This is a genomic window from Mycobacterium sp. NGS15, from assembly GCF_059813245.1.
Genome location: NZ_JCALEF010000002.1, coordinates 587,052 through 612,016, shown reverse-complemented (window position 1 = coordinate 612,016; position 24,965 = coordinate 587,052). Strand labels below are relative to the sequence as shown.

Here is a 24,965-nt window from a genome sequence, read left to right as displayed (position 1 = left end):
CGGGCGTTTTGCGCTATCTCATGCAAGCAGTCGCCAGTCAGCCCCGTCCGAGCCGCGTCAACGCCTCCTCGATTGCGTCCGGGCTTCCCGCGAAGCTCAGGCGGATGGTGTGGTGACCGTGCACGGTGTCGAAGTCGATGCCGGGCGCGACGGCTACCCCCGTGCGCGCCAACAGGTCCGCACACCATTGTTCGGCATTACCGGTCAAGTGCTCGATATCGGCATACGCGTAGAACGCCCCGTCGGGTGGCGCGATCTTGGAGATTCCTGCCGCGGCGAGACCGTCGATGAGCAGGGTCCGGTTGGCTGCGTACCGGCGCACGTGCCCGTCGAGCTCGACACGCGCCTCGGAGCTGAACGCCGCCAGCGCGCCATATTGAGACACGGCCGGCGGGCAGATGGTGAAGTTGGAGGACAGTCGATCAACGGCTCGCAGGTACCGGCGCGGCACCAGCATCCAACCAAGCCGCCAACCCGTCATCGAGAAATACTTCGACACCGAGCCCATCACCACCGCTTCACGGCTGAATTCCCATGCACTGGAGGTCTTTTGATCGCCATAGGATAGCCCGTGATAGATCTCGTCGGAAATCAGCAGGGTGCCGTTGCTCTCACACCACAGCGCAAGGGCCTCCAGCTCCGTCGCATCGATGATGGTGCCCGTGGGGTTGGCGGGGCTTGCGACGATGAGACCTGCCGGTGGTCGCCCTTCCTTCTGCACAAAGGCCTCCAGCATCGCGACCGTCGGCTGGTATCGCGTCTCCGGTCCGGAGTCGATCTCGACGACCCGACAACCCAGTGCGGCAAGACAATTGCGGTATGCGGGGTATCCGGGCCGGGTCATCACGACGGTGTCGCCCACGTCGAAGGCCGCGAGGAACAGCAGCGTGAATCCGCCCGAGGATCCCGTAGTGACGACGACGTCGTCCGCATGGACCTCGATGCCCGAACGCTCGTGGTGGTACCGGGCGATCACCTCGCGAAGTTCGGGCAATCCGAGTGTTTCGGTGTAGCCGAGCACATGTGAGCCGAGTGCCTGGCGCACAGCGTCGAGAACCACCGCGGGAGCGCCTGTCGACGGCTGCCCGGCGGCCAGGGAGATCATGTCCCCGTGCGTGCGCTGGCGTGCGGCGGCGGCCGTCAGCACGTCCATGACGTAGAACGGCGGAACGTCCGAGCGTCGCGAGAGACCTGCCACGGTTGCGACGCTATCGAATGCCTGGGATCTGGACGGAACCGGCATGATGGTCGACATGCCCGATCTGTCCCGACGCTCCCTACTCAAACTCGGCGCGGCAACCGGCGCCGGCGCCGCACTCACCACCCTCGCGGGCATGGGCGCCTTTCCGGCCCGCGCCGACGGCGCCATCACCGCGGGCTCGTTTGTCTCCGCAGCACGTGGCGGCGTCCGCACCGAATGGCGCATCGCCCGGCCACCCGGTGTGACCAGCCCCATCCGGCCCATCATCGCGTTGCACGGCAAGGGGCAGACAGCCGCCGGAGTCATGGAGGGCGGTGTGGAGAACATGCTGGCCCAGGCGGTGTCCGCGGGTGCCAAGCCGTTCGCCTTGGTGAGCGTCGATGGTGGCGGCGGCTACTGGCACAAGCGGGCCTCGGGCGAGGATTCCGGCGCCATGGTGCTGAGCGAATTCATCCCGCTGCTCGCCGAGCAGGGGCTGGACACCTCGCGCGTGGCATTCCTGGGCTGGTCGATGGGCGGATACGGCGCCATGCTCCTGGGCTCCCGCCTGGGCGCGGGACGAACCGCCGCCATCACCGCGGTCAGTCCGGCGCTGTGGACATCCTCGGGTGCTGCTGCGCCCGGCGCCTTCGACGGCGCCGAGGACTACGCTGCCAACTCGGTATGGGGGCTGGCCGCGCTGAACTCCATCCCACTGCGGATCGACTGCGGTGACAGTGATCCGTTCTACAGCGCCACCAAGCAGTTCATCGCCCAGCTTCCAACGCCGCCCGCGGGCGGCTTCAGTCCCGGCGGCCACGACGGCTCCTTCTGGAGCTCGCAAATCGGCGCGGAATTGGCATGGATGTCGCCGCTGCTCACTGCGTGATACTGCTCTGCTGCCGAGTCTGAGTGTGGCGACGGTTTCGGGGCGAAAAGCGTCGCCAGGCGCAGACTCGACGGCTGGCTGGACCTCGACGGGTTTGCCATCCGCTGGCATTATGGCGCCGTGACCGAAATCAGCCGACGTCGCCTGCTGCAGATGGGTGTCACGCTCGGGGCTGGTGCTGCGCTTCTTCCGACGCTGGCGACACCCGCACGGGCGGCCGCCGATGTCACCAGCGGGTCCTTTATCTCTGAAGCCCGCGGAGGCATTCCCACCGGGTGGAAAGTAGCCAGGCCGCCCGGAGTCGACTGGCCGGTGCGTCCGGTGATCATGTTGCACGGCCGCGACGAAAACGCCGAGCGGACCATCTACTGGGGTTACGAGCGGATGCTGGGGGATTTGGTCGCGGCAGGGGCTCCGCCCTTCGCGGTCGCCGCGATCGACGGTGGCAACAGCTACTGGCATCCGCATCAGAACGGCGACGACCCCGGGGCGATGATCATCGACGAGTTCCTGCCGATGCTCGCGGACCAAGAGGGGCTCGACATCTCCCGCGTCGCCTTCATGGGATGGTCCGCGGGTGGGTACGGCGCGCTGCTCAACGGCGCTCGCCTGGGCGGGCCCCGGACGGCCGCCGTCGCCGCGGTAAGCCCGTCGATCTGGCTGTCGTACCCCGAGGCCACCGCCGATGCCTTCGACAACGAGGAAAACTGGGAGGAGAACTCGGTTCTCGGGCGGCCCCAGCTCAACGGGATGCCGGTGTGGGTGTCGGCCGGGTATGACGACAGGTTCTACACCGCCAGTAAGGTTTTCGCCGAGCAGCTGGCGGCGCCACCGGCCGGGGAGTTTGGCCCGGGCGCACATGAAGGCGGGTACTGGTTATCGCAGGTCCCACTCGCGCTGGGCTGGATCGCGCCGATTCTGGCCGGGTAGCTGCCCTAGACGCTGATGCGCCCCTCGGCAGCCGCCAATCCGATGTCGCTGCGGAAGTGGCTGCCCGGCAGGCGAACTGCCTCGATCTTCGCGTAGGCATCAGCCCGTGCGGCCTGCAGGTCGGTGCCGGTACCCACGACGGACAGCACGCGTCCACCCGAGGACACGACGGCGCCGTCCTCCCGACGGGCTGTCCCGGCGTGCAGCACACCCTCGGCCTCGGAGCCGGTGATCACATCGCCAGTGCGGGGGCGCAACGGATAGTTCTCGGCGGCCAGCACCACGGTGACGGCACTGCCGGTCTGCCAGCGCAGCGGGCCGAAGTCGTGGAGAGTCCCGGTGGCGGCGGCATTCAACAGCTGTCCCAGTGGCGATTCCAGCAGTGCCAACACCGCCTGCGTCTCGGGATCGCCGAAGCGGCAGTTGAACTCGACGACAGAGGGGCCGTTAGAGGTGATCGCCAGCCCCGCATACAGGACTCCGGTAAACGTGCTGCCGCGCTTAACAAGCTCAGCGGCAACGGGTTTGACGATCGTGTCAACGATCTCGGTGACGGTATCTTCGGGCAGCCAAGGCAGCGGGCTGTAGGCGCCCATGCCACCGGTGTTGGGACCGGTGTCGCCGTCGCCGACCCGCTTGTGATCCTGGGCGGGCAGCAGCGGCACCACTGTCTCGCCGTCGACAATGCACAGCAGCGAGACCTCGGGCCCGTCCAGGAAGGACTCCAGCAGCACCGGATGCCCGTCATCGAGCAGACTCGCGGCGTGGGCGCGAGCCGCGGCGCGATCATCGGTGACCACCACACCCTTGCCCGCGGCCAGCCCGTCATCCTTGACCACCCACGCCGGCTCGCTCGCGAACCGGTCCAGCGCGGCGTCCAGATGTGCTGGGTTGTCGACGATTTCACTGCGCGCGGTGCGCACGCCCGCAGTCGTCATGATGTCCTTGGCGAACGCCTTGGAACCCTCGATGCGCGCGGCGTCCGCCGATGGTCCGAAGCACGCGATACCCGCCGCACGGACGGCGTCACCCACACCCAGCACCAACGGCACCTCGGGGCCGATCACGATGAGGTCGATGTCTAGCTTGGCGGCCAGCGCCACGACCTCTGCTCCGGAGCCGATGTCGACGGCATACTGTTCGGCCACGGTTGCGGTGCCCGCATTGCCCGGGGCTATCGCCAGATAGTCGACGTTCGGGTCACGCTTGAGGGCGATCAACAAAGCGTGTTCACGGCCACCGGACCCAATGACAAGGACGCGCATGCCCCAGACCCTATCGGTCTGAGTGTGCCTGGCTATGCATCCGGGCGGTATCCCCGCAGCAGCTTGGCGAGTAGCTCGTCTCTGCCCGCGACAAGCTCCGGGTAGGGACGCAACGTCTTCACCAGTGCCTCCCCGTCGAACATGTCGGTGATCATGAAGACCAACGTGACGAGGTCCGCGTCGGACAACCGGTCGGTTCCCGGCACCGATCGCGCCAGCGCGACCATCTGAGCGCCGTATTCGGCCACGGCGACCTGCAAGGTCTCCCGCAACTGCGTGTCGGTGCGCGCGGCCACCATGAGTTCGTAGAGCACGGCGTTGATGGGCTCTTCCTTGAGGGAACGCATCACCGCCATCACATCCTCGAATTCGGTGAGTCGATCGCCTGCCTCATCGAACTGTGCGCGCACGGTGGCCAGCTGGCGGCGCAGGGTCTCACGGGCCACCGCAGCCATGAAATCGCCGACGGCCGGGAAATGGCGGAACAGTGCCCCGTACGACAACCCCGCGCGCCGGGCGATCTTCTGCACGGAGGCACGCGAATAGCCCAGCTCAGCGATGGTGTCGATACCGGAATCGAGCAACCGCGCGATCGTCGATTCACGGCGCTCGGCCTGGGTGGGACTCACGGGTGCACACTAGAGGAACGCAACACCAATGTGGCGCCCATCACTAACATTGTGATTGGTTGCCATCTTTTTTAGACTCGCCGTAACACCCAACGAAGGGCAGCCCCCATGGACGACAGTCTTCGCGCAAGCGGCTCATCCTCGAGCGACTACGACCTCATCATTCGCGATGGCCTCTGGTTCAACGGCACCAATTCCGAACCCCGTAAGGCCAACCTCGGAATCAAAGAGGGGCGGGTCGCCACCGTCTCGACCACCGCGCTGGACGAGACCGGCTGCCCCGAGGTGATCGATGCCGGCGGCAAGTGGGTGCTGCCCGGATTCGTCGATATCCATACCCACTACGACGCCGAGATACTGCTCAACCCCGGGCTCGATGAATCGGTGCGCCACGGCGTCACCACCATCGTGCTCGGCTGCTGTTCCATGTCGACCGTCTACGCCAAGCCCGAGGATGCCGCCGACCTGTTCAGCCGGGTGGAGGCCGTACCGCGCAAGCATGTGATCGGCGCACTGAACGAATTCCAGGACTGGACCGATCCGGAGAGCTACGTCAAGAAAATCGACGCCTTGCCTCTCGGCCCTAATGTGACGTCCTTCCTTGGGCATTCGGATCTACGCGCTGCCGTCATGGGGCTGGGCCGGGCCACCAACAACTGGTCGTTCCCCACCCGCAAGGAACTCGACCGGATGGCCGACATGCTCGACAAGGCACTGGATGCGGGCATGCTCGGCATGTCCGGCATGGACGCCCCCATCGACAAGCTCGACGGAGACCGCTACCGCTCGCGGGCGCTGCCGTCGACGTATGCCTGGTGGCACGAGCGCTGGCGCCTCATCAACGTGCTGCGCAAGCGCGACCGCATTTTGCAGAGCGCCCCGAATATCAATAACCCGCTCACCGCGGTGTTGTTCTTCCTGTCCTCGGGAACCCGTTTCTTCAAGCGCCGCAAGGCTGTGCCCGTCAGCCTGCTGGTGGCAGCCGACTCCAAGAGCATCAAGGGCGCGAACGTGTTCTTCAGCGCCGCCGCCCGGATCGGTAACAAGGTCTTCAAGTCCAACGTCAAATTCCAGCACATGCCGCTGCCGTTCACGCTGTACTCCGATGGCATCGACCTTCCGGTGTTCGAGGAGTTCGGCGCCGGCACCGCAGCGCTGCACATTCGCGAGCAACTGGATCGCAACAAGCTGATGGCCGACAAGGACTACCGCCGCAAGTTCCGGCGCGAGTTCGCCATGAAGAAGCACATGCCGGGCCTGTGGCACAAGGACTTCCACGACGCCGTCATCGTCGAATGCCCCGATGCCTCGCTGATCGGCAAGACCTTCGGCCAGATCGGCGACGAGCGCGGTATCGCCTCGCTGGACGCCTTCCTGGATGTCTTGGTGGAGAACGGGGAGAAGAACGTCCGCTGGACGACCACGGTCGGGAACCATCGGCCCAAGGTGCTCGACGAGATGGCCAAGGACCCCAACTTCCAAATGGGCTTCTCCGATGCGGGTGCCCACCTGCGCAATATGGCGTTCTACAACTTCTCGCTGCGCTTCCTCAAGCGCATGAACGACTCGCAGAAGGCCGGCAAGCCGGTGATGTCCCTGGGGCAGGCGGTGCACCGGCTCACCGGCGAGCTGGCCACCTGGTTCGGGCTCGACGCCGGGTATCTGCGCGAAGGTGACCGCGCCGATTTCGTCATCATCGATCCGGAGAAGCTAGACGGCACCGTCGACGCTTACAACGAGGCGCAGGCCCCGTTCTTCGACAACCTGTCGCGCATGGTGAACCGCAATGACGAGACCGTCGTCGCCACCGCGGTCGGCGGCAAGGTGGTGTTCCGTCTGGGTGAGTTCATCGAGGGCTACGGGCACGATCTGCAGACCGGCCGGTACCTGAAGGCCGGTGAGAAACTCGCCGTCCGATGAGCAGGCTCAGCACCTTCACCAATGACGGCCTGACCTTTGACGTCATCGACGAAGGTCCCGTCGACGGACCGGTGATCGTTGCGCTGCATGGTTTCCCCGAACGCGCGACTATGTGGTCGGAGATCATTCCGAAGCTGACGGACGCGGGGTTCCGCGTGCTGGCACCCAATCAGCGGGGCTACTCCCCCGGTGCCCGGCCGATCGGCGTCCGCAACTACGCCCTGGACAAACTCGAGGGCGACGTCCTGGCCCTCGCCGATCAGGCCGGATTCTCCACATTCCATGTGCTGGGCCATGACTGGGGTGCCGCGGTGGCCTGGCAGCTGGCCGGCAATCACGACGAACGGGTGCGCACCGCCTCCGTGCTGTCCGTCCCACACCCGCGCGCATTCCGGGATGCCATGCCGCGCGGCCAGATCCTGCGTTCCTGGTACATGCTGCTGTTCCAGATCCCACGGCTTCCGGAATGGTTGTTCAGTTTCAACGAGAAGGAAGCGTTCCAAAAGTTCGGCAAGAAGTGGATGAGGGTCTCCGACCGGCTCGCCGAGCGCATACGGGAACTGTTCAGCGAACCCGGAGCCACCACCGCAACGGTGAATTGGTATCGGGCGATGCGGTATTCGCTGCGGTCACCGGCGCGGGCCGTGCGGGTACCCACCCTGTTCATCTGGAGCGACGAGGACTCCGCGGTGACTCGTGCGGCCGCCGACCTCAACCGGAAATACGTTAAGGCCCCCTATCGTTTCGAGATCTTCGAAGGCGTGTCCCATTGGATCGCCGAGGAACGGCCCAACGAAACGGCCGCCCTGGTCCTCGAACACATCGCCGAGCACTCGTCCTAGCGGCTACTGGGATTCCAGTACCGCTGCAGCGTCCTGCAGCCCGCGGATGGCCGCGGCAATCGCCGGTCGGTGCTGGGCGCCGGGACGGGCCAGCACCTCGTACAGCCTCCCCGCTCGGACCTCACGGATAACCAGTCGCGCCACCCGCGGGCTCCGGCTCACGTATCGCGGCATCAACGCGATCCCGTGGCCGTGGGCCACCATGTCTTCGACAATCTGGAAATCTTTGAACCGGAACCTGACTCGGGGCCGAATGCCCGCGGATACCCCGAGTGAGACCAGAACATCGTCCACCGGGAACCCCTCGGGGACACTGATCCAGGTCTCGTCCGCCAGCTCATCCGGCGTCACCGACGCACGCCCCGCCAGCGGATGATCGTTGTGCACCAGGAGATCGATCGGCTCCCGCATGAGCGTCATCGACCACACCCGTGCTGACCTCAGCGCGGCGGCTCGCTCGTCCCTGTGGGTGACAACGATGTCGTACTCGGTAAGCAACCTGGGCGCCTCGCTGTACGTCACGTCCTCATCACCCGGACGCACATCCACCACACCCTCCACCGCGGCCACGAGTCTGGGCAGCAGCAGGCTCCCACCGGACGGGAACGACGCGATCCGCACGACCGGTTGTGTCCCCTCCCGGTACGCCACCATCTCCTCAGCCGCCCGGTCAACGGCGGCAATCACTTCGTCGGCGCGCAGCACCAACGCGCGGCCGGCTTCCGTCAGGGCGATACCCCGCCCGTCCTGCCGCAACAGGGGCACACCAGCCTCGCGCGCCAGGACCTTCAGCTGCTGCGACACCGCCGAGGGCGTGAGCTTCATCGCGTCTGCGACATCGCCAACAGTGCCGCGATCGGCAAACTCACGCAGAATCCGCAGGCGGCGCACATCCATGAAGGAAATCTACATGAACAGTGCATATTAATTAGATTGTGCTGAAACGATTCGATACGCAGGATCGACGGCATGACAACCCGCCACCGCCTCCTCGGACTGACCGTTGCAGGGTTGTGGGGTATCAACTTCCTCGCCATCCACGCTGGGCTGGAACATTTCCCGCCGCTCTTCTTTGCCGGCCTGCGATTCGCGGTGCTGGCGGTTCCGGTGATCCTGTTCGTACCGTGGCCACGGGTTCCGATGCAGTGGTTCCTGTTGTACGGAGTCGGGTTCGGCACCGTCCAATTTGCGTTCCTGTTCCTTGCCATGGCGAACGGGATGCCGACAGGGCTCGCCTCCCTCGTGTTGCAGGCCTCAGCCCCCTTTACGGCGATCCTGGGCGTGCTGCTGCTCGGCGAGCAGATGTCGGGCCGTCAGATCGCGGGTATCGCTCTGGCCGTCGGTGGCATGGCGCTCATCGCGGCCGATCGCGCCGCACACGGTGCGTCCGCCGCGCTGGTCCCGGTAATCCTCACGATGCTCGGCGCACTGGGTTGGGCCTTCGGCAACATCGGGAGCCGAAAGGCCATGGCAGGCAACGCCGATCCACGCACACCGCTGCGCCTAACCCTGTGGATGTCGGTGGTGCCGCCCATCCCGCTGTTCGCGCTATCGGCACTCACCGAGGGACCATCGACAGGCTGGCACGCGGTGGCCTCGATCGGTGAGCACAGCGGACTCATCGCCCTCGGCGGCCTGGTCTACATCGTGCTGCTGGCCACCGTCGTGGGCCTGGGCCTGTGGACCTACCTGATGGGCCTGTACCCGGCGAGCCGCGTGGCACCATTCTCACTTCTGGTCCCGGTCGTGGGTATCACAGCGTCATGGCTGATCCTTGGCGAGCAGCCGACGGCCCTGGAACTCGCCGGAGCGGCCGTGGTCATCGCCGGGTGCCTGATCGGCATGACAGCACGCCCGGCCGACCGCACTCCCCGCCGGGATGCCCACGCACCCGTACCCCGCGAGCTGTCCGCGGCCTGCGCCCCGATGACGGGCCACTAGCCTAGGGACATGTCGAGTGTGTTCACGAAGATCATCAACGGAGAACTGCCGGGTCGGTTCGTCTACGAGGACGATGACGTCGTCGCGTTTCTGACCATCGCACCGATCACCCAGGGCCACACCCTGGTGGTGCCGCGTGCCGAAATCGACCAGTGGCAGGACATCGACGCGGACGTCTTCGCGAAGGTCAATCTCGTCGCACAGCGCCTCGGCCGCGCCATCCGCAAGGCCTTCGACGCACCGCGTGCCGGCTACATCATCGCGGGCATGGAGGTGCCACACCTGCACATCCACGTCTTCCCAGGTTTCACGCTCACCGATTTCAGCTTCGAGAACGCCGATCCCAACGCTTCGGCGGAATCTCTCGATGAGGCACAGGCGAAGATCAAGGCTGCGCTGGCTGAGATCGACTAGCCCGCACGATCTTTGGCGGCTCCTCCGACTCGGGCCCCTCGTCGGGCGATTCGTCGTCGGTCATATCGGCACGCGGCAGCCGCACCTCGAATCGGCAACCCTCCCCGGGCGCGGTGTGCACGGTGACAGTGCCGTCATGTGCGGCGGTGAGGGCATCGACGATCGACAGCCCCAGACCCGTACCTCCGCTGCTGCGGGTGCGTGAGGTGTCCGCACGATAGAACCGCTCGAAGACCCGTTCGGCGTCGGTTTTCGTCATGCCCGGTCCCGCATCGATGACCTCGAGGACAGCCTCATCTCCCTCCGTGCCCACCCGGACCCGGACGGCCGCAGCGGTATGGCCGATGGCATTGCTCACCAGATTGCCCAGCACCTGCCGCAACCGGAGCTCGTCGCCGATGACCTCCGGGGTGCCGGGGCCGTCGAAGACTTCCAACTCGATATCACGTTTTGGTGCAGTGGCTTTCGCATCGTGCACGGCATCGGTGGCCAACACCAGCAGGTCGACGAGCCGCTGCTCCATGGGCCGATGCGCGTCCAGTCGCGCCAACAGCAGCAAGTCCTCCACGAGCTGACCCATACGGGTTGATTCCCCTTCGATACGGCCCAGCACCAGCTCGATGTCGGTGGCCGCACCCTGGCGGTAGAGCTCGGCGTAGCCGCGGATGGTGGTCAGGGGTGTGCGCAGTTCATGACTGGCATCGGTGATGAACCGGCGCATGCGCTCCTCGGAAGTGCGCGCGGTCTTCGCGGACTTCTCCGAATCGGCCACCGCACGCTGAATCTGCGCAAGCATTCCATTGAGCGCCAACGATAATCGGCCCACCTCGGTCCGCGGATCGCGTTCCGGTACCCGCCGATCAAGATGGCCCGCGGCGATGTCGGCGGCCGTTGCTTCCACTTCGGCGAGCGGCCGCAGGCTGCGGTGTACCAACCAATATCCCGCAATACCAAGCACAGTCAGCACGGCGATCCCTATCGCCACCTGTAACCACAACAAGTCCTGGGCCGTGGTGCGCACATCGGTGATATCGCGGGCAACGGTGGTGTACCCACCCATCGCGTCGTGGCGGGATACCGCACGCCATTCCGTTGTACCGTCGGCCGAGCGCACCGTCACGGGACGGCCGCCCACATCATTGTCGAACGGTAGGTCCGGATCGGCCCGGGCGCGGTCATTGAGCATGATGACCACCCGCCCGCGGTCATCGGTGGTGCGGATGAAGAACAGGGATGGTGGCCGATGCCGATTGGCTTCGAAGGCAGGCGGCGGGGGAGGTGGCCGATTCGCCCACCCATTCGCGGCGTCGATCAGCTCGCGATCGGCGCGGTTCATCATGGTGCGCTGCATGGTGGTAGTCACCGCGATGCCAGATGCCACCAACCCCAGCGCAACCAGAACCAAAGTTCCGACCACGAGGCTCACCCGCAGCGGTACACCCCGACGAGCGCCGGGGCGGGTACTCACCGCCTGATCTTCTTCACGCCAGCGCTCATCAGCGCGGCTCGCGCAATACGTATCCCACGCCACGAAGCGTATGCAATAGCCGCTTCTCGCCGTTGTCGATCTTGCGCCGCAGATACGAGACGTAGGACTCGACGACGTTCACATCGCCACCGAAGTCGTAACGCCACACATGGTCGAGGATCTTGGGCTTACTGAGCACGGTGCCCGCGTTGATCATGAAGTACCGCAGCAGCGTGAACTCGGTGGGCGAGAGCGCAACCGGCTCGCCGGTCTTCCACACCTCGTGGGTGTCCTCGTCGAGCTCGATATCGGCGAAGCTGAGTCGCGACTTACGAGCAGGCTCCGAGCCCATCCCGGAGCGTCGCAGGATCACCCGCAGCCGGGCGACCACCTCTTCCAGGCTGAACGGCTTGGTCACGTAGTCGTCGGCGCCCAGCGTCAACCCGGCGATCTTGTCCTGCAGGCCGTCGCGGGCGGTCAAGAACAGCGTCGGTGCGTCGATCCCGTCGGCCCGCAGGCGGCGCAGCACCCCGAATCCGTCCATTCCGGGCATCATCACGTCGAGGATCACCGCATCGGGGCGAACCGTGCGGGCCAGGTCCAGGGCGGCGGCGCCGCTGTCGGCGGTATAGACGTCAAACCCCTGGAATTTCAGACTGACCGAGAGTAGTTCGACAATGTTCGACTCATCGTCGACCACCAGCACCTTGGCGGGGGTGGTGCCGTTGGCGGGAAACGTTCCTTGGTGTGTCTCAGTCGTGATGCTCACCTCCGACAATCTTCCCCTCAAAATTTACGGTGCGCTGGATCTTCGCTGTGAGGTTCCTGTGAGTTCTTCACAGGAGATTGTCAGCCAACCGCGCAAAGTCGCCCTAGAGTTGTGCCATGAAGCTGGTGTCGCTGATCACCGCGCCGCTCAAGATTTCGCTGGCCGTTGCCGATACCGGCTTGGCGGTGGCTGCCAAGGCGATCGATACCGGGCGCGAAATTCTCGCTGAACTTCCCGATGGACAGCCCCACAACGGCCAACCTGACGCCCCCGGGGCAGGCCTGGTCGGCACCGTCGAATCCCTGCTGGGGCTGGTCGGACGCAAGAGTCCGCTCAGCTCGGCGATGAAAGTCGCCGAGCTCATGGAAGAAGACAAGCCTATCGGCAGGGCGCTGCGGCCGGGCGGACCAGTGGAGCGCGTCATGGCGCCCGGCGGGCTTGCTGATCGACTCACCGAACCCGGCGGCGTCCTGGACCGGCTCTTCGCCAAGGACGGGCCCATCGATCGACTCACCTCACAGGACGGCGCCCTGGACCGGGCGCTGGCACCGGGCGGGCTGGTCGACCAGCTGCTCGCCGAGGACGGGATTCTCGAACGGCTGATGCGCGAAGAGGGCGTCCTGGACAAATTCACCGCGAAGGACGGTCCGCTGCAGCAGCTGGCCAACCTCTCGGAGACGGCCGCCAAAGTGGCGCCCAATATTGACGCACTCACACCCACCATCGAGCTACTGACCGATACCGTCTCGGCGCTCAGCTCCGTGGTCGGTCCGCTGGGCGGTTTCCTGCCGCGCCGTCGGCCGTCGCGACCGTCCAGCTCACCGCGGCCGATACGGTCCGAGCGGGTTATCGACGGTGAGATATAGCGGGCGGGCTAGTACGACTTTCCGTCGGCATAGCGCTGCCGGCGGAAACTGCGGCCATTGCCGCGATTGCGGCTCTTGTAGGTCGGCAGTTGCGAGTCGCAATTCGGGCAGACGAGCCGGAGATTCTCTCGACAATTGTTGGCCGGGTTTCCGTCGATATGGTCCAACACCAGTACGAGCGGGGAGTCTCGCCAGATGCTCGCTCCGCTGCAGATCGCGCAACGGCCCGATTGAGCCTCGGCGAGAAACGCGCGGACGTAATGTCCCCGACGACTGTCGACCCATGCCTCGCCGGACGCGAGCCAGAGTTTGATGCTTTCCTCACGCCTGGCCATCGCTTGGCATGCGTTGCCGCAATAGACCTTCTGACTGCGCTTGGAAAGTGACCCACCACAGCCGAGGCACGTTCTCATGGGCTGAAATTACGGGCAGGCACTGACACCTCGGATACGTATGGAGCCCCCGGTCAGGATTGAACTGACGACCTTCCGCTTACAAGGCGGGTGCTCTACCACTGAGCTACGGAGGCGATGGAACGTCGAACAGCTTAGCGGTCATCGTCGATGACATGTTCGGAGACCACCCACGCAGCCAGGTACATCGCCGGCCGCATATCCGGACCACCGAATCTACCGTTTACGGGCTCCACAAAGCTCCTCACCAGCCCTTGAGCAGCAGCGCCACCAGCAGCACGACCATCCCCAGCAGCAGGACGCTGAGGAACGTCGGCATATGGCTCGGCGGCAGGTCGGCATCGCGGCGCATCGCGTCCTGCACCCGGCGCCGCCGTCGCGCGGCCGCCATCGCCAGCACGCCGCCGGTGATGACCAACAGGATGCTTGCCACGTGCCGGGCACCCGGAATCCAGAACTCCGGAACGAACTGCATGAGGGCTACCCCGCTGGCGATGAGCGCCAGCGAGGTACGCACCCAGGCCAGATATGTCCGCTCGTTGGCGAGCGTGAATCGGTAATCGGGTTCGGCGCCAACGGATTCACCGACGGTCACGAGCCGTACTTCAGCCATAACGGCACCACCTTGTTGAGGCGATCCATGAACTTCTGCAGTCCCACACGGTGTTCACCGAAGCCCATCGGATCGATCCGATACTCGGGGAACGCAATTCCGGCCCCAAACAGACCGGGAGCGATGATCCCATTGGCGGCATTGCACTCCAGGTGTCCCCACTGCGGGGCAGCGGGTATTGGCCTGGGATTGAATCCGACGGTGTAGACGGCGTAGTCGCAGCTCTGGAGCAGCTCGGGGAATTCAGGGCTGTCGACCAGGCAGCGCTGCAGCCGGTCGGGCAGCACTCCGTCGATATTCTCCCGCGCCCACCGTGCGGCCTCGCCCTTCAGGCCGGTGTCGTCGAATAGCGTCCAGTCCCCCATGTCGACCGCGTAACGCAGTGGGCCGCGATAGAAGTTGATGACCTTGCCCAACCTGCTGGCCGCCGGCCCGGCCAGCAGGTTGGGCAAGGCGATCATGCTCGAATGTGACGCGCCGAAGACGGCAACGGTGGCCCCCTCGAGTGGCAGCGCAGCGAGCTTCTCCGGATTGAGTGCCGTCTCGATCGGGATCTCGTTCAACCACGGGTAGTCGAGCGTCTTGGGAACCGAACCGACCGCGAGGATCACGTTCTTCGAGGTGATATCGCCGATTTCGGTCCGCACGGTCCACCGGCCGCCTTGCAGTGTCAGACCGGTCGCCGTCGTGCGCAGGGCGCTCACTTGCTCACAAAGCTGCCCGGTGATCCACACCAGCGGATCCGCCACATCGCCAAGCAGACAGGTGTCGGTGGGCGCGAGGTCGTTCAGCGCGAAATGTGGCGCATGGGCGAACCGGAAGGATTGCGCGCCCGTCAGGTAGTTGATGAACAGCTTTACCGACGTATTACTCGGCACGGCACGCCATTTCGTGCCAAAGTCGCCCGCGGCGAACTCCGGGTCGATCCAGGCGATCGAGCCGGACGGCACTCCGTGATCGAGCAGCTTCCCCACTGCCGCAATGCCCGCGGGGCCCGCGCCGACCACTGTCCACCCGTACTCACTCACTGCTCTGCCCTTCTCTGCGTGAAAATCCAGGAACGCCACCGACGATGCTTTCCGCTGACTGCCTTCGATTGTTCTGCGCAAAGAAGCCCGTGAGTAGTGACTAATCCGTGAACAGCCCCAAAGCTTTGCTTATAAACAAAGGTAGAACGGCTATCACTGTTCCGGATTGTCCGTTTCCCACGTACTCGGGAGCATGGGAACCACGTGCCGGGTGTCCTCCGATCCGAACCTGACCGTCCTGGCGGTGCGCGCACTGGTCGCGGCGGGCGCCGTGCCTGCGAACCCCAGCTGGCCGGCACCTCTGTTGGTCGCGGCGTGTTCGCCGACCTCGGTCGAGGACCCGGCCGTTGCACCCATACCGGCAGTCTCTTCCAGGTATTCGTAGCGCTGCCCTCCGATACGGGCCTTGCCCTTACCGCGCTGTCTGCGCCGCGCCGGAGCCGCCCCAGCCACACTCGCCGCCGCGGCGGCATCGATGGTGTCGACGGCGGAATCCGGCGATTTCGCCGTGCCCTTGGGGCCAAAGCTCACCCCGGGCGGCACAAAACCGGGTATGGCATAAGTGATCCCGCTCATTGATGCCGGAGCGGCGGAGGAAGCCGGGGCAGTAGCGCCCTGCGTGGGAGTGGCCGGCGCCGAGCCCCCCGAAGGAGAAGCGGACATGGCCGGCAGGGGCGCGGCCGCCAGACCTGCCTCCGGACGGTGCACGGCCCGGAATACCGGCCTGTCCGCGGAGGGTGCTGTCGCCGGAGCCGGAACCGCTGCCGCAGTGGGCCGAAGGTGTACCAGTGCCGCCAGACCGCTGAGCCCACTGAGAGCGGGAATGAGAAACGGCAGCAGGTACGAGGCGTAGTACGGGTACCAGAGCAGGTCGTAGAGGAAAAGCATGATCACGGCGAGCACGGCCGAGGTCGCGGGGTTGAAGCCCATCTTCTCGAACCACTGCTGAAAGCCCTGCAGCATCTTCATGATCTGGTCCGGCGAGCCCGGGACATCCGATTGGTCACCGCGGGCCTCACCGCCTGGCCCGAGGATCGCGGGCGCCTGCTGGGTCGGTGGTATCGCCGACGTCATGGCCTCGGCCGTCGCCTGATAGGTGCTCATGGTGGCGGCCGCTTGCACCCACATGCGCACGTAGTCTGCTTCATTGAGCGCGATCGGGATGGTGTTGATTCCAAAGAAGTTCGTGCCGACCAGCACTCCATGCGTGACGTGATTGGTGGCAAGCTCGGCAAGCGTGGGCATGGCCGCCAGCGCACCACCGTAAGCCGCCGCAGTTGTTTCATGTTGGGTGGCAATGACAGCGCTCTCGACAGCGGCCTGCTCGAGCCATGCCAGGTACGGCAGGTGAGCGGCCACATACTCCGACGCGCTGGGCCCCTGCCAACTGCTTGCCTGAACTCCGGCCAAGACCTGGGTCAGTTCGGCCGCCGTGCGCGCATAGTTGTCCGCGATCTCCTGCCACTGCATGGCGGCGGCGAGCACGCCACCCGGTCCGGGCCCTGCACTCAACAGCGCCGAATGCACCTCCGGAGGCTCCGCCATCCATATCGGTGCCGTCACACGCCGCCTCCCTGCTGAATAGACGCAAACGGTTTCACGTCACCATGGGAGTAGTCGGACCCTGCGTCAGAAAGTTCCCGCACAATCAGAATCAGCGTCCGAAATCACATGTATCGTTGCGCGCCAGGAATTCCCACGCGCTATTGCCTTCCCGTACAGTCGGGCCCATGCCAGTCGTCGACGCCCGACACCTCCACGGGGTGTCCGAGACCGCACTGCTCACGCTGCATCAACGAGCGACCGAGGCAGCCCGTCTGGACGGCATCATTGAGGACCCCATGGCCATCGCGCTGCACGCCCGCCTTGACTACGATTTCCAGCATTTCGGACGCACGCACCAAGCTACGGCCTTGCGCGCCTTGATATTCGACGTAGCCACGCGGGACTACCTGACGGCGCATCCGCGCGCGAGTGTGGTGGCCTTGGCCGAGGGATTACAGACCAGCTTCTGGCGCGTCGACAACGGCGAGCTCACCTGGTGGTCGGTAGACCTGGAGCCCATTGTGCAGCTGCGCCAGCAGCTGCTCCCGCAATCGGACCGGTTGCGCTACTGCGCACAATCCGCGCTCGACTATTCGTGGATGGATCGGATCGACGGCGCCGGCGGCGTGCTGATCACCGCCGAGGGCCTCTTCCAGTACCTGGAACGTGAGCCAGTATTCGACCTGATCACCGAGTGCGCCAAGCGTTTTCCCGGCGGAAGGCTGGTCTTTGACTCCGTGCCGAAGTTCCTGAGCACACACTCACAGCGCGGCATGAGGCTCAGCGAGCAGTACACTGTTCCGCCAATGCCCTTCTCGTTCACCGCAAATCAGTACGGAGAACTGCGCGCCATCCGAGGCATCCGCAGTGTTCGGGAGCTGCGGATGCCGGCCGGGCGCGGCAAGGTACTGCGCTGGGCCGGTCCGCTGCTGTATGCACTGCCCGGCCTCGACCGGTTGCGTGCACCTCATACGGTGATCGAGTTCGGCTGAGGCTGCAGCATTTCTGCCCGTTAGCCGCTATCCGGCAGCGACGGCGAAATCACCACCGGCACGTACAAGCGTCTCGTGAACTTCTTCCACCGACAGCACACTGTCGGACAGAACACGCACCGTCGAGGCACCCTTGGGGTCCAGGTCGACGGACACCTCGCGCACCGGGCCAAGTGCGGTCAGCGCCTCGGTCACTCCCATGACGCATGAGTTGCAGTGCATCCCGCTGATGGCAAAAATCTGCTCGGACATATCGTGTTTCCTCCTGAAATATTTATTCACGACGGATGTGGAGGCAGCGGCCTCCGAAACAGGGCGTTTATGCGCCCCATTTGGCTCCTTCGGCCATGTCGCGGGCGTTCATGGACAGGGTGTTGGTTTCGTGGGTGGTGCCCATGGCGCGGTAGGCGCGGATGAGTTCTTCCATGGCGGTGTTCCATTGGGCCTGCCAGGCGGCTTGGCTCATGGAGGTATCGCCGTGCCAGGCGGCCTGCAGAGAGGCCTGTTGGGCGGCCAGGTCGGCGCCCAGGGCGGTCAGCACGCCGGAGTAGGTGTTCATCTCGCCGGCATGGGCGAGCATCGCGGGGTAGTTGAACGTGATCTGCGACATCTTTTGTTTTGTCCTTTCCGTCGAGTGGGGTGGGTTAGACGCCGATGTAGCGGCTGGCGGCGGCGGCGTCCTCGGCCACGTAGGTCGCGGCGGCATCACCGAGGTTGATCTGGGCGATATCCAGTAGCGCGTTGACCTTGGCGGCCACTTCCACGAACCGGGCGTGCGCGGCCTGGAAGGCCACCGAGGACTCCCCGACATGGAAGGCCTGCGCCGACATCGCGGCCTGCTCGGCCTGCGAAATCGTCGAACGCATCAACGCGGTCTTGGCACCGAACGTGCCCTCAGCGGCCACCAAAGCCGGAATATGTGCATCAAGCAAACTCATTATTCATCTCCTCAATCGTGTGGATTGTCCCGGGAACTACGCGATTCCCGGCATATAGGGCATATAGGTTGCGGCAGCTTGCATATCGCCGACGGTGTAACCCGCGGCAGCCTCGGTGACTCCGACACCGGCCCTGCCCAGTTCATAGGCCGCGCCGGCCGCGGCAGCGTCACGCTCCATTCCGTGGGCACTGAACGCCGCCGCACTCTGGATAGATACCGGATCGGCCGCCGGCGGCACCACAGCGCTGATCACCGGCGCGGCGGCCGCATGCACGGCGGCAAGCCGTGCGGTCAAGGCTTCCACCACGGCACTGGCGGCGACCAGTCCCTCGGGAACGACGTTCAGGATCATGGCAAGTTCTCCTCCTCTGTGTGCATTTCGGTCATTGAGAACGTCCCTGCGCGAGTAGATCTCGGATCGACTCCGGTACCGCGGGGAGTTCGGTTACTGGCGTGGCATCAAGGGAGATAGTCGAATATCCCGCGAGATGGTCCGCATAGCTCTGCGCGCCCAGTCGCCTCGCGAGCCCCGTCCAGGCGTCAATCACCGACCATCTCCGAGGGTTTCGCTTGGCCCAATCGCTGCGGTCCAGCAGAAATTTCCATTCGGGTAGCTCGAGTTCGTCGAGGCCATACCCACCGAGGAATTCCGCATAGGGAACTTCCGTGCCCCGAACCACGGTGATTCCCCGGCCGAGCGTCGACGCTTCCCCCACCATGCCAAGAATGGACATCGCCGCAGCGCTTCCCGTGGTGACCTCTTCGATCAGCGTGACAGAAGGAAAGGCTTGCAGCGCAAGACATGCGTCAACAATCGATACCAGCACATCGGCACCGTCAACCAATTGACTCGCCTCTCCGAGTACCCGGGGCAGCCGCGCGAGCGTGAAGTCAAGCCCGAGCGGCGATGCCGCGACCACCAGTTCGGCCAGTGCCTTGGACGCCGCGTACGGATAGAGGGCTTCACGTGGATCGGTGACGCGTGCGGCGGCCGCCTCCGCGTTGACCACGAATGTCGACATGTGGATCAACCAGGTGCCGTGCGCCGCGCACCCTTCCACGGCCGCGGATACCCACTCCACGTTGGCATCCCGGATATCACGATAGGGAGCCAGCATGTTGGTGTTCCCGATGCAGTTGACCAGGGTGTGAGCTCCCGTCTCGCCCAGCAGTGTGTCCAGTGCTTCCGGGCCGAACCCGGAGCCGGCATGGTGGACCCTGACACCGTCGATGGCCCGTAGCGCGGGCCAAGGCCCGGAATCGGGGAGCTCCGATCTCGTCACTAAGACGATGTCGGGGCCCAGCGCGCCCTGGCGTTTCAGGTCCAGCGTGGCTCGACCAAACCCGGTACCGACGATCCCCGACGCACCCAACACGATGATCGGTCCGTCGTCACTGACCTGTGAGTTTTTTCGGCGCAGTGTTGTGACGCGGGGAGCTGCCGTCAACCGCTCGAGGTCCGCGCCGATATCGATGGCGGTGTCGATGGCACCGAGCTCGACACCCGCCGCGCCGGCCGCGGCAAGGTAAGCGGCGCTATCGGCACTGATCAGATCCAGTACCGAGAGTTGGCGTCCGAGATACCGCCGAGTGTCCGGCAGCATTCTGATCAGATCGAGCGAGCCAATTCCCTCGGCAAGCAGCGACGACTCCCCACCGATCTCCCGCCCGAGACACCGACTCCAGATACGCGCCAGACCCGCGGCAGTTTCTACGGTCTCTGTCTCATCGGGCACTGCGTTCACAAACTGCGGCAGGGTCAGCAGGCTGTCGTGGTCAATCTTGCCGTTCGGCTTACGCGGGATGCCCGACACACTCACCACGAAGAACGAGGAGACCCCGAGGTCCACGAGAAGACGTCTGATCCGCGCCGCTATTTTGTTGTCGTCCAGGTCCTTATGGGCCTGAAACCAGACCACCAGTGCACCACTGTGCAACCCCACACCGACATCGACGATTGCCGGGTCCTCGGATATGCGGCGGATCACTGACGTGGTGTCGATCCGCTTACCGGAGATCTTCACGAGCGCATCGCGGCGTCCGGCGAAGGTGGGAAATCCGTCCTCGTCGAACACCACCCGGTCGGCGGTCGCGAATGCCCGCCTGGGCGCGCCACCGGCGGAGCCGACCACGCCGAAGCTCTCGCCCGGTGTCCCGAGGTACCCCGCCGACACGGTGTCTCCGATGACGACGATTTCACCGAAGGCGACATAGACGGTGTTGGGCATGACCGGCAGACCCACCCGAAGCCGCTCTGAACCATCTCCCTGCGACTCCCCATCGATGGGCAGGTACGTGACGACGACCGTCGTTTCGGTCGGTCCGTAGCTCGAGACGAGTGAGACAGACTGTGCCCCCACGACCTCCACCCACTTGTCCACTGCGCCGGACCGAATGCCTTCACCGCCGACGACCACCTGACGCAGATCGGAGGCATCGATCATGGCCAGGGCCTCGGCGTCCTCACACAGCAGATGCCACACGGCGGTCGGCAGGTCGATCAGGGTGGGCCTCAGCTCCCGGATGTCCCGTACGAGGGCGCCCAGATCTCCGGATTTCATTGCCGCGGAACGGAGCAGCCGTGCTCCGCAGACCGCCGCACCGAAGATCTCCTCGACGCTGATATCCGAGGTCAACGGCGCACATTGGAGAATGCTGTCCTGCGCACCCCAGCCATAGGCGTGTCCGGCAGCACGGGCGAACAACGCGAGTGCACCATGGGTGACCGGCACGAGTTTGGGCTGACCGGTCGACCCCGAGGTCGCCATGACATATGCGGTGCTCATTGCCAAAGCCGCGTCCCGTTTCACCTCTTCAATGCGCTCGTTGATGAGGTCACGCATCGGACCTTCCAGGTCCATCGGGATCGGGGCGGAGATATCGACCACATGAGCCGCTACGCCGCCGTGCTCGACAATCGAATCGGCACGCAAGGACGTATCTTGTGCACTATCGCACACGCTGTACCCACAGCCGGCGAGGTGACAGGCGATCAGAAGATCGATGGTCTTGTCGGTGTCATCGTCGACGCAGACCACGATGTCGCCGGGTGCAACGCCACTGATGACAAGCCAGGCGATCCACGGCTCGACGAATCGTCGCCTCTGCAGGAATTGCTCCACACCGCCTTCGGTGTGCATGAACCAGGCGGGCGCCGCGGCGGGCTCAGTCCGCGCACAATCATCACCCCTGCGGCGGGTGCCGTCGGCGCCGATCCCGAACCACTCGTTGACGGTCATCGCAATCGGCAAGTCCCACATGGATTCCATCGACGCCAGGGCCGCCGCGATCCGCTCGGCGATCCACCGATGCGTGGTTGCACCCTCCTGGTCCGCACGGTGCCAGATAGACACGGTGAGGGTGCGCCGATCCTCGTCCATCACGCACGACACGGTCATGCCCTCCACGGGACCGATATCCGTCGCATGCGGTGCGGCCGACAAAAATGGGCGTAGGGCGGGTGCGCAGGTCTCCCGGATGAAGTTGAAGGTCAGCGCCTCGACATGCGATGTCTTGTTGATAGCCAGATACATTCGGCGATATTGCTCCTCGCGGAGCCACCGGCGCCGTGAGGCTCTGACATAGTCGCGATCAAGTGCCTGTACGACATCGCGCACAGAAGCAAAAGCAGGGAAACGGACCGGATGCGCGATGGAGTTGACCAGGCAGGTCGCGACGTTGAGGTCGGGTTCCCCGAACCTATTGTCCACCGCATGAATCAGCAGTGTCGAGGTGCTCTGTCGCAGACTTGCGTCCACCGCAAGCGAAGCCGCCGCCGCCAGAATGTTCAACGGCACCTGCTTGGCCTCGGACAGCGCTTCGATCGCGTCGAAGGCCTTGCCGGATAGCGTTACCGATTCCTGCAACTCACCTCTGGCCGCGCCCGCCGACTCGTCGCCAGGACTGAACCCGTGCCCTCCATGTCGTGACGCGTCGTTGAGCTCGCGCTGGAGTGCCGGGCCGAAACGTTGCAGCGACTCCTCGGCTTTGACGACCTCGAGACTGTGCGCCGCCGCGATCTTCGCCAGTGCTGCACTCGCACAGGGTGCTCCGGATTCCGAAGTACCGGCCAGACGACGCCCGAGATCGGTTTCTATCACCCCGATCGCGCCGCCATCGAGTAAGAGATGATGCGCGTGGATCTCGAGCCCCACCACCTGTCCGCCGGCACCCGTGCGGACGGTATACCGCACGAGCGGCTTGGCGGCGAGGTCCGTGGACCACATATGCACCAGGTCGCCGGCGGCCCGCGTTGTCGGCTCCTCCCGCTCCGAAGCCACCGTCACGATGTCACTGAACCGCAACCGCCGCACCAGTTCTGGATAGTGGGCACCTTCCCGCACCGGTTCGAGGACACACAGCTGCAGCGGGTTGGCCTCTATCGCTCCCGCCAGCGCGGACAGGAACACGGGCACCTCGATCGGATGGAGCGGATAGCTCTTCCCGATGAGATACAACCCGGGATCAGCGGCCTGCAACGCACCGTTGTACATGTTCTGCTGTGACCTGCTCAACGGCACCCGGTCCACGCGCGGCTCCACCGCCAACGTCATGTGACACCCTCCGGCTGCGCTTGCTGCAGTGCCTCAGCCCATCCGGCGATGGAAAGGTTTGAGACCAAACTCTTCTGCAGCTCCGAACCGCGAGTCACACCAAGCTTTTTCATCAACAGCACGAAACGGACAGAGTCGAGCCCCAGCTCTCGCAAATCAGTGGCATCGCCGTCGAAGAGCTCCGAATCCGCGATGTACAGCACGTCACAGACTGCCGCCAGGATCCGGTCTCTCGTGGTTTCAGGCACGAGACGGCACCCCGTTGAGGGTGGCCGCCAATGAGGATCGCATGACCTTGCCGGACTTGGTCCGAGGGATCTCGTCGACGACTGCGATGATCGACGGCCTGGCCATCGATTCCGATTCGTGCCGATACTTCGCCGCTATCCGCCCCTTGAGCTCGGCTGTGCCTGACCCATCGAGCTGTGCGGTGGGCACCACTGCCAACCCGACGAGCGCCCCGAACTCCTCGTCCGGTATCTCGTAGCATGCAGCTTCACTTACCCCTGCAACGTTTTCGGCTATCCGGTCAACCTCGTCCGGCACCACATTGACTCCTCCGGAGATGATCATCTCCGAGGAACGGCCCCTGATATAGAAGAAGCCATCGTCACGCCTTTCCACCAAGTCGCCGGTATTCACCCATCCCTCGGCCAGCACCTCACGGGTGCGATCAGGATTCCTCCAGTACCCCAGCATGTTGGCCGGCGACTTGATCCACAGCGTGCCGTACGACGCCGAGATACCGCCATGTGTCGGCCCGCTGGTCTCACCATCCGCCAAGAAGGTCTGCACCCCTGGATAGGGACGCCCGACGGCACCCTCCTCGATCCTGGCGATTGACTCGTCATCTGTCGGTAGACACAGTGCGGTACATCCTGTTTCACTCAGTCCGTAGACCTGGGCCGTTCGCACCCCCGCCGCTTCGATGAACTGCACATCGGCCGGGATGGCCCGTGAGCCCCCGTAGGCGATGAGTCGCAATGACGGAACGCCCGCTCCGGTGAGCTTGAGCTCGGACACCAGCCTGGTCAACAGGGTGGGCACCAAGCACACAGTGGCCACGTCGTTCTCGACAAGCAGCTCCCTCAGTGACGCGCCGCCCTCACCGCCGGTGACACACGATGCGCCGTGCATCAGCCCGTTGAGAATCCACCAGAGCCCACCGATATGCGTCGCGGGCAAGGGCGAGTAGGTCGTCTCCCCTGCCATCCAGTCAATCCAGCTCAGCCCCTCGTCGCGCAGGATGTCGGGGACTGCGAAGAACGTGCGGTTGGGGAGCAGCACAGCCTTCGGTTCACCCGTCGTGCCGCTGGTGAAGATCATGGCGAGCGGGTCGTCGACACCGACCTTGGTTTGTGCTGCCGTCCAAGCTGTTTCGATACTCGGAGGAAGAACCGAATCATCCTCGTCTGCCACGTTCGGAAGGATCGCGGCCGGCTCCGTTATCTCGCAGAACCGCGCGATGGTTGCCGGGGGCAGGGCGTTGTCCACCATGACGGCGATGGCCCCGAGCTGCGCGCATGCCAGTACCGCGAGGTACGTCTGAGGCCCGTTGTCCGAGAGAACCACAACACGGGACCCACGAGTGACCGATGCGGCACCAAGGGTCGCGGCGAGCCTTCCGACTCCGGTGGCGAGCTCACCGTACGTGACGGCACTGGCACCGTCCGTGCGGCGCAATGCGATGAGCCCAGGTTGCAGGCGGGCCTGTTCGAGGATCCGTTCCAACACAGTGGGCGGTGACTGAGGCATGGCGGTGGGATGC

25 protein-coding genes and 1 tRNA gene are annotated in these 24,965 nt (G+C 64.8%); 8 read left to right on the top strand and 18 right to left on the bottom strand.

Going from position 1 to position 24,965, the window contains the following annotated elements:
• Nucleotides 1-37: 37 nt before the first annotated feature.
• Entirely contained in the window at nucleotides 38-1,255 is a 1,218-nt protein-coding gene (locus AC5Y5C_RS07270; RefSeq protein ID WP_499970448.1) for a pyridoxal phosphate-dependent aminotransferase, read from the bottom strand.
• Here AC5Y5C_RS07270 and AC5Y5C_RS07265 point away from each other — a divergent pair.
• Both AC5Y5C_RS07265 and AC5Y5C_RS07260 read left to right on the top strand, forming a co-directional pair.
• On the top strand, nucleotides 1,254-2,069 hold the full coding sequence (locus AC5Y5C_RS07265) for an alpha/beta hydrolase (protein ID WP_499970446.1): 816 nt from the start codon (nucleotides 1,254-1,256) through the stop codon (nucleotides 2,067-2,069). The two genes, AC5Y5C_RS07270 and AC5Y5C_RS07265, sit on opposite strands and share 2 nt — an antisense overlap.
• A 120-nt stretch (nucleotides 2,070-2,189) precedes the next feature.
• On the top strand, nucleotides 2,190-2,999 hold the full coding sequence (locus AC5Y5C_RS07260; RefSeq protein WP_499970444.1) for an alpha/beta hydrolase: 810 nt from the start codon (nucleotides 2,190-2,192) through the stop codon (nucleotides 2,997-2,999).
• Nucleotides 3,000-3,004: 5 nt separating this feature from the next.
• On the opposite strand, the gene purD is transcribed toward AC5Y5C_RS07260, so the two are convergent.
• Both purD and AC5Y5C_RS07250 read right to left on the bottom strand, forming a co-directional pair.
• Nucleotides 3,005-4,264, bottom strand: coding sequence for a phosphoribosylamine--glycine ligase (gene purD, locus AC5Y5C_RS07255; RefSeq protein ID WP_499970442.1), 1,260 nt, complete (start codon nucleotides 4,262-4,264; stop codon nucleotides 3,005-3,007).
• A 32-nt stretch (nucleotides 4,265-4,296) separates the two neighbouring features.
• On the bottom strand, nucleotides 4,297-4,893 hold the full coding sequence (locus AC5Y5C_RS07250; protein WP_499970441.1) for a TetR family transcriptional regulator: 597 nt from the start codon (nucleotides 4,891-4,893) through the stop codon (nucleotides 4,297-4,299).
• Nucleotides 4,894-5,001: 108 nt separating this feature from the next.
• On the opposite strand from AC5Y5C_RS07250, the gene AC5Y5C_RS07245 reads away from it, so the two are divergent.
• A complete protein-coding gene (locus tag AC5Y5C_RS07245; RefSeq protein ID WP_499970439.1) occupies nucleotides 5,002-6,813 on the top strand; it encodes an N-acyl-D-amino-acid deacylase family protein in 1,812 nt (603 codons plus the stop codon).
• Entirely contained in the window at nucleotides 6,810-7,655 is an 846-nt protein-coding gene (locus AC5Y5C_RS07240; protein WP_499970437.1) for an alpha/beta fold hydrolase, read from the top strand. The genes AC5Y5C_RS07245 and AC5Y5C_RS07240 overlap by 4 nt, the downstream gene beginning before the upstream one ends.
• Nucleotides 7,656-7,658: 3 nt before the next feature.
• Here the strand turns inward: AC5Y5C_RS07240 and AC5Y5C_RS07235 are convergent, their stop codons facing one another.
• Nucleotides 7,659-8,552 (bottom strand): LysR family transcriptional regulator, encoded by an 894-nt coding sequence (locus AC5Y5C_RS07235; protein ID WP_499970435.1) that lies wholly within the window; start codon nucleotides 8,550-8,552, stop codon nucleotides 7,659-7,661.
• Nucleotides 8,553-8,624: 72 nt separating this feature from the next.
• Here AC5Y5C_RS07235 and AC5Y5C_RS07230 point away from each other — a divergent pair, with 72 nt between their 5' ends.
• Together AC5Y5C_RS07230 and AC5Y5C_RS07225 are read left to right on the top strand one after the other, a co-directional pair.
• On the top strand, nucleotides 8,625-9,596 hold the full coding sequence (locus tag AC5Y5C_RS07230) for an EamA family transporter (RefSeq protein ID WP_499970433.1): 972 nt from the start codon (nucleotides 8,625-8,627) through the stop codon (nucleotides 9,594-9,596).
• 9 nt (nucleotides 9,597-9,605) lie between these two features.
• On the top strand, nucleotides 9,606-10,010 hold the full coding sequence (locus tag AC5Y5C_RS07225; RefSeq protein ID WP_499970432.1) for an HIT family protein: 405 nt from the start codon (nucleotides 9,606-9,608) through the stop codon (nucleotides 10,008-10,010).
• Here AC5Y5C_RS07225 and AC5Y5C_RS07220 read toward each other — a convergent pair.
• Complete coding sequence (locus tag AC5Y5C_RS07220) at nucleotides 9,982-11,541, bottom strand: sensor histidine kinase (protein ID WP_499970430.1); 1,560 nt, start codon at nucleotides 11,539-11,541, stop codon at nucleotides 9,982-9,984. The genes AC5Y5C_RS07225 and AC5Y5C_RS07220 overlap by 29 nt on opposite strands.
• Nucleotides 11,507-12,247: a response regulator transcription factor gene (locus AC5Y5C_RS07215; protein WP_099051502.1), complete on the bottom strand. Its 741-nt coding sequence runs from the start codon at nucleotides 12,245-12,247 to the stop codon at nucleotides 11,507-11,509. Before AC5Y5C_RS07215 ends, AC5Y5C_RS07220 begins: the two co-directional genes overlap by 35 nt.
• A gap of 116 nt (nucleotides 12,248-12,363) precedes the next feature.
• On the opposite strand from AC5Y5C_RS07215, the gene AC5Y5C_RS07210 reads away from it, so the two are divergent.
• Complete coding sequence (locus AC5Y5C_RS07210) at nucleotides 12,364-13,113, top strand: hypothetical protein (protein ID WP_499970428.1); 750 nt, start codon at nucleotides 12,364-12,366, stop codon at nucleotides 13,111-13,113.
• Between the two features lie 8 nt (nucleotides 13,114-13,121).
• Here AC5Y5C_RS07210 and AC5Y5C_RS07205 read toward each other — a convergent pair whose 3' ends face one another.
• From AC5Y5C_RS07205 to AC5Y5C_RS07185, 5 genes are all read right to left on the bottom strand, one after another.
• The gene (locus AC5Y5C_RS07205; RefSeq protein ID WP_499970426.1) at nucleotides 13,122-13,526 is read right to left on the bottom strand and encodes an HNH endonuclease family protein; all 405 of its coding nucleotides are present in this window, start codon (nucleotides 13,524-13,526) and stop codon (nucleotides 13,122-13,124) included.
• Between the two features lie 41 nt (nucleotides 13,527-13,567).
• Nucleotides 13,568-13,642, bottom strand: a tRNA-Thr gene (locus tag AC5Y5C_RS07200).
• Between the two features lie 128 nt (nucleotides 13,643-13,770).
• The gene (locus tag AC5Y5C_RS07195; protein ID WP_499970424.1) at nucleotides 13,771-14,139 is read right to left on the bottom strand and encodes a YidH family protein; all 369 of its coding nucleotides are present in this window, start codon (nucleotides 14,137-14,139) and stop codon (nucleotides 13,771-13,773) included.
• Complete coding sequence (locus tag AC5Y5C_RS07190; protein ID WP_499970684.1) at nucleotides 14,118-15,167, bottom strand: FAD/NAD(P)-binding protein; 1,050 nt, start codon at nucleotides 15,165-15,167, stop codon at nucleotides 14,118-14,120. The genes AC5Y5C_RS07195 and AC5Y5C_RS07190 overlap by 22 nt, the downstream gene beginning before the upstream one ends.
• A 153-nt stretch (nucleotides 15,168-15,320) precedes the next feature.
• A complete protein-coding gene (locus AC5Y5C_RS07185; protein WP_499970422.1) occupies nucleotides 15,321-16,730 on the bottom strand; it encodes a PPE domain-containing protein in 1,410 nt (469 codons plus the stop codon).
• A 167-nt stretch (nucleotides 16,731-16,897) separates the two neighbouring features.
• Between AC5Y5C_RS07185 and AC5Y5C_RS07180 the strand changes: the two genes are divergently transcribed.
• Nucleotides 16,898-17,704, top strand: a complete 807-nt coding sequence (locus AC5Y5C_RS07180; RefSeq protein WP_499970420.1) for a class I SAM-dependent methyltransferase — start codon at nucleotides 16,898-16,900, stop codon at nucleotides 17,702-17,704.
• Between the two features lie 27 nt (nucleotides 17,705-17,731).
• Here the strand turns inward: AC5Y5C_RS07180 and AC5Y5C_RS07175 are convergent, their stop codons facing one another.
• The 7 genes from AC5Y5C_RS07175 to fadD10 form a co-directional block, all read right to left on the bottom strand.
• Nucleotides 17,732-17,956 (bottom strand): heavy-metal-associated domain-containing protein, encoded by a 225-nt coding sequence (locus AC5Y5C_RS07175; protein ID WP_499970419.1) that lies wholly within the window; start codon nucleotides 17,954-17,956, stop codon nucleotides 17,732-17,734.
• Nucleotides 17,957-18,023: 67 nt separating this feature from the next.
• Nucleotides 18,024-18,314: a WXG100 family type VII secretion target gene (locus tag AC5Y5C_RS07170; protein WP_030095673.1), complete on the bottom strand. Its 291-nt coding sequence runs from the start codon at nucleotides 18,312-18,314 to the stop codon at nucleotides 18,024-18,026.
• Between the two features lie 34 nt (nucleotides 18,315-18,348).
• Nucleotides 18,349-18,642 (bottom strand): type VII secretion protein EsxS, encoded by a 294-nt coding sequence (locus AC5Y5C_RS07165; protein WP_078324150.1) that lies wholly within the window; start codon nucleotides 18,640-18,642, stop codon nucleotides 18,349-18,351.
• 36 nt (nucleotides 18,643-18,678) lie between these two features.
• On the bottom strand, nucleotides 18,679-18,996 hold the full coding sequence (locus tag AC5Y5C_RS07160; RefSeq protein ID WP_499970416.1) for a PE family protein: 318 nt from the start codon (nucleotides 18,994-18,996) through the stop codon (nucleotides 18,679-18,681).
• Nucleotides 18,997-19,027: 31 nt separating this feature from the next.
• Nucleotides 19,028-23,197 carry an AMP-binding protein gene (locus tag AC5Y5C_RS07155; protein ID WP_499970414.1) on the bottom strand — a complete coding sequence of 1,390 codons (4,170 nt, stop codon included), beginning with the start codon at nucleotides 23,195-23,197 and terminating at the stop codon, nucleotides 19,028-19,030.
• Nucleotides 23,194-23,445 carry a phosphopantetheine-binding protein gene (locus tag AC5Y5C_RS07150; RefSeq protein WP_499970413.1) on the bottom strand — a complete coding sequence of 84 codons (252 nt, stop codon included), beginning with the start codon at nucleotides 23,443-23,445 and terminating at the stop codon, nucleotides 23,194-23,196. The genes AC5Y5C_RS07155 and AC5Y5C_RS07150 overlap by 4 nt, the downstream gene beginning before the upstream one ends.
• Nucleotides 23,438-24,931: a fatty acid--CoA ligase FadD10 gene (gene fadD10 / locus AC5Y5C_RS07145; protein ID WP_499970682.1), complete on the bottom strand. Its 1,494-nt coding sequence runs from the start codon at nucleotides 24,929-24,931 to the stop codon at nucleotides 23,438-23,440. Before fadD10 ends, AC5Y5C_RS07150 begins: the two co-directional genes overlap by 8 nt.
• Between the last annotated feature and the right edge of the window lie 34 nt (nucleotides 24,932-24,965).

Coding starts and splice junctions, on each gene's coding strand:
- AC5Y5C_RS07265 (WP_499970446.1), top strand. CDS start 1,254: ATGCCCGATCTGTCCCGACGCTCCCTACTCAAACTCGGCGCGGCAACC.
- AC5Y5C_RS07270 (WP_499970448.1), bottom strand. CDS start 1,255: ATGTCGACCATCATGCCGGTTCCGTCCAGATCCCAGGCATTCGATAGC.
- purD (WP_499970442.1), bottom strand. CDS start 4,264: ATGCGCGTCCTTGTCATTGGGTCCGGTGGCCGTGAACACGCTTTGTTG.
- AC5Y5C_RS07245 (WP_499970439.1), top strand. CDS start 5,002: ATGGACGACAGTCTTCGCGCAAGCGGCTCATCCTCGAGCGACTACGAC.
- AC5Y5C_RS07240 (WP_499970437.1), top strand. CDS start 6,810: ATGAGCAGGCTCAGCACCTTCACCAATGACGGCCTGACCTTTGACGTC.
- AC5Y5C_RS07235 (WP_499970435.1), bottom strand. CDS start 8,552: ATGGATGTGCGCCGCCTGCGGATTCTGCGTGAGTTTGCCGATCGCGGC.
- AC5Y5C_RS07230 (WP_499970433.1), top strand. CDS start 8,625: ATGACAACCCGCCACCGCCTCCTCGGACTGACCGTTGCAGGGTTGTGG.
- AC5Y5C_RS07225 (WP_499970432.1), top strand. CDS start 9,606: ATGTCGAGTGTGTTCACGAAGATCATCAACGGAGAACTGCCGGGTCGG.
- AC5Y5C_RS07210 (WP_499970428.1), top strand. CDS start 12,364: ATGAAGCTGGTGTCGCTGATCACCGCGCCGCTCAAGATTTCGCTGGCC.
- AC5Y5C_RS07205 (WP_499970426.1), bottom strand. CDS start 13,526: ATGAGAACGTGCCTCGGCTGTGGTGGGTCACTTTCCAAGCGCAGTCAG.
- AC5Y5C_RS07195 (WP_499970424.1), bottom strand. CDS start 14,139: ATGGCTGAAGTACGGCTCGTGACCGTCGGTGAATCCGTTGGCGCCGAA.
- AC5Y5C_RS07180 (WP_499970420.1), top strand. CDS start 16,898: ATGCCAGTCGTCGACGCCCGACACCTCCACGGGGTGTCCGAGACCGCA.
- AC5Y5C_RS07175 (WP_499970419.1), bottom strand. CDS start 17,956: ATGTCCGAGCAGATTTTTGCCATCAGCGGGATGCACTGCAACTCATGC.
- AC5Y5C_RS07170 (WP_030095673.1), bottom strand. CDS start 18,314: ATGTCGCAGATCACGTTCAACTACCCCGCGATGCTCGCCCATGCCGGC.
- AC5Y5C_RS07165 (WP_078324150.1), bottom strand. CDS start 18,642: ATGAGTTTGCTTGATGCACATATTCCGGCTTTGGTGGCCGCTGAGGGC.
- AC5Y5C_RS07160 (WP_499970416.1), bottom strand. CDS start 18,996: ATGATCCTGAACGTCGTTCCCGAGGGACTGGTCGCCGCCAGTGCCGTG.
- AC5Y5C_RS07155 (WP_499970414.1), bottom strand. CDS start 23,197: ATGACGTTGGCGGTGGAGCCGCGCGTGGACCGGGTGCCGTTGAGCAGG.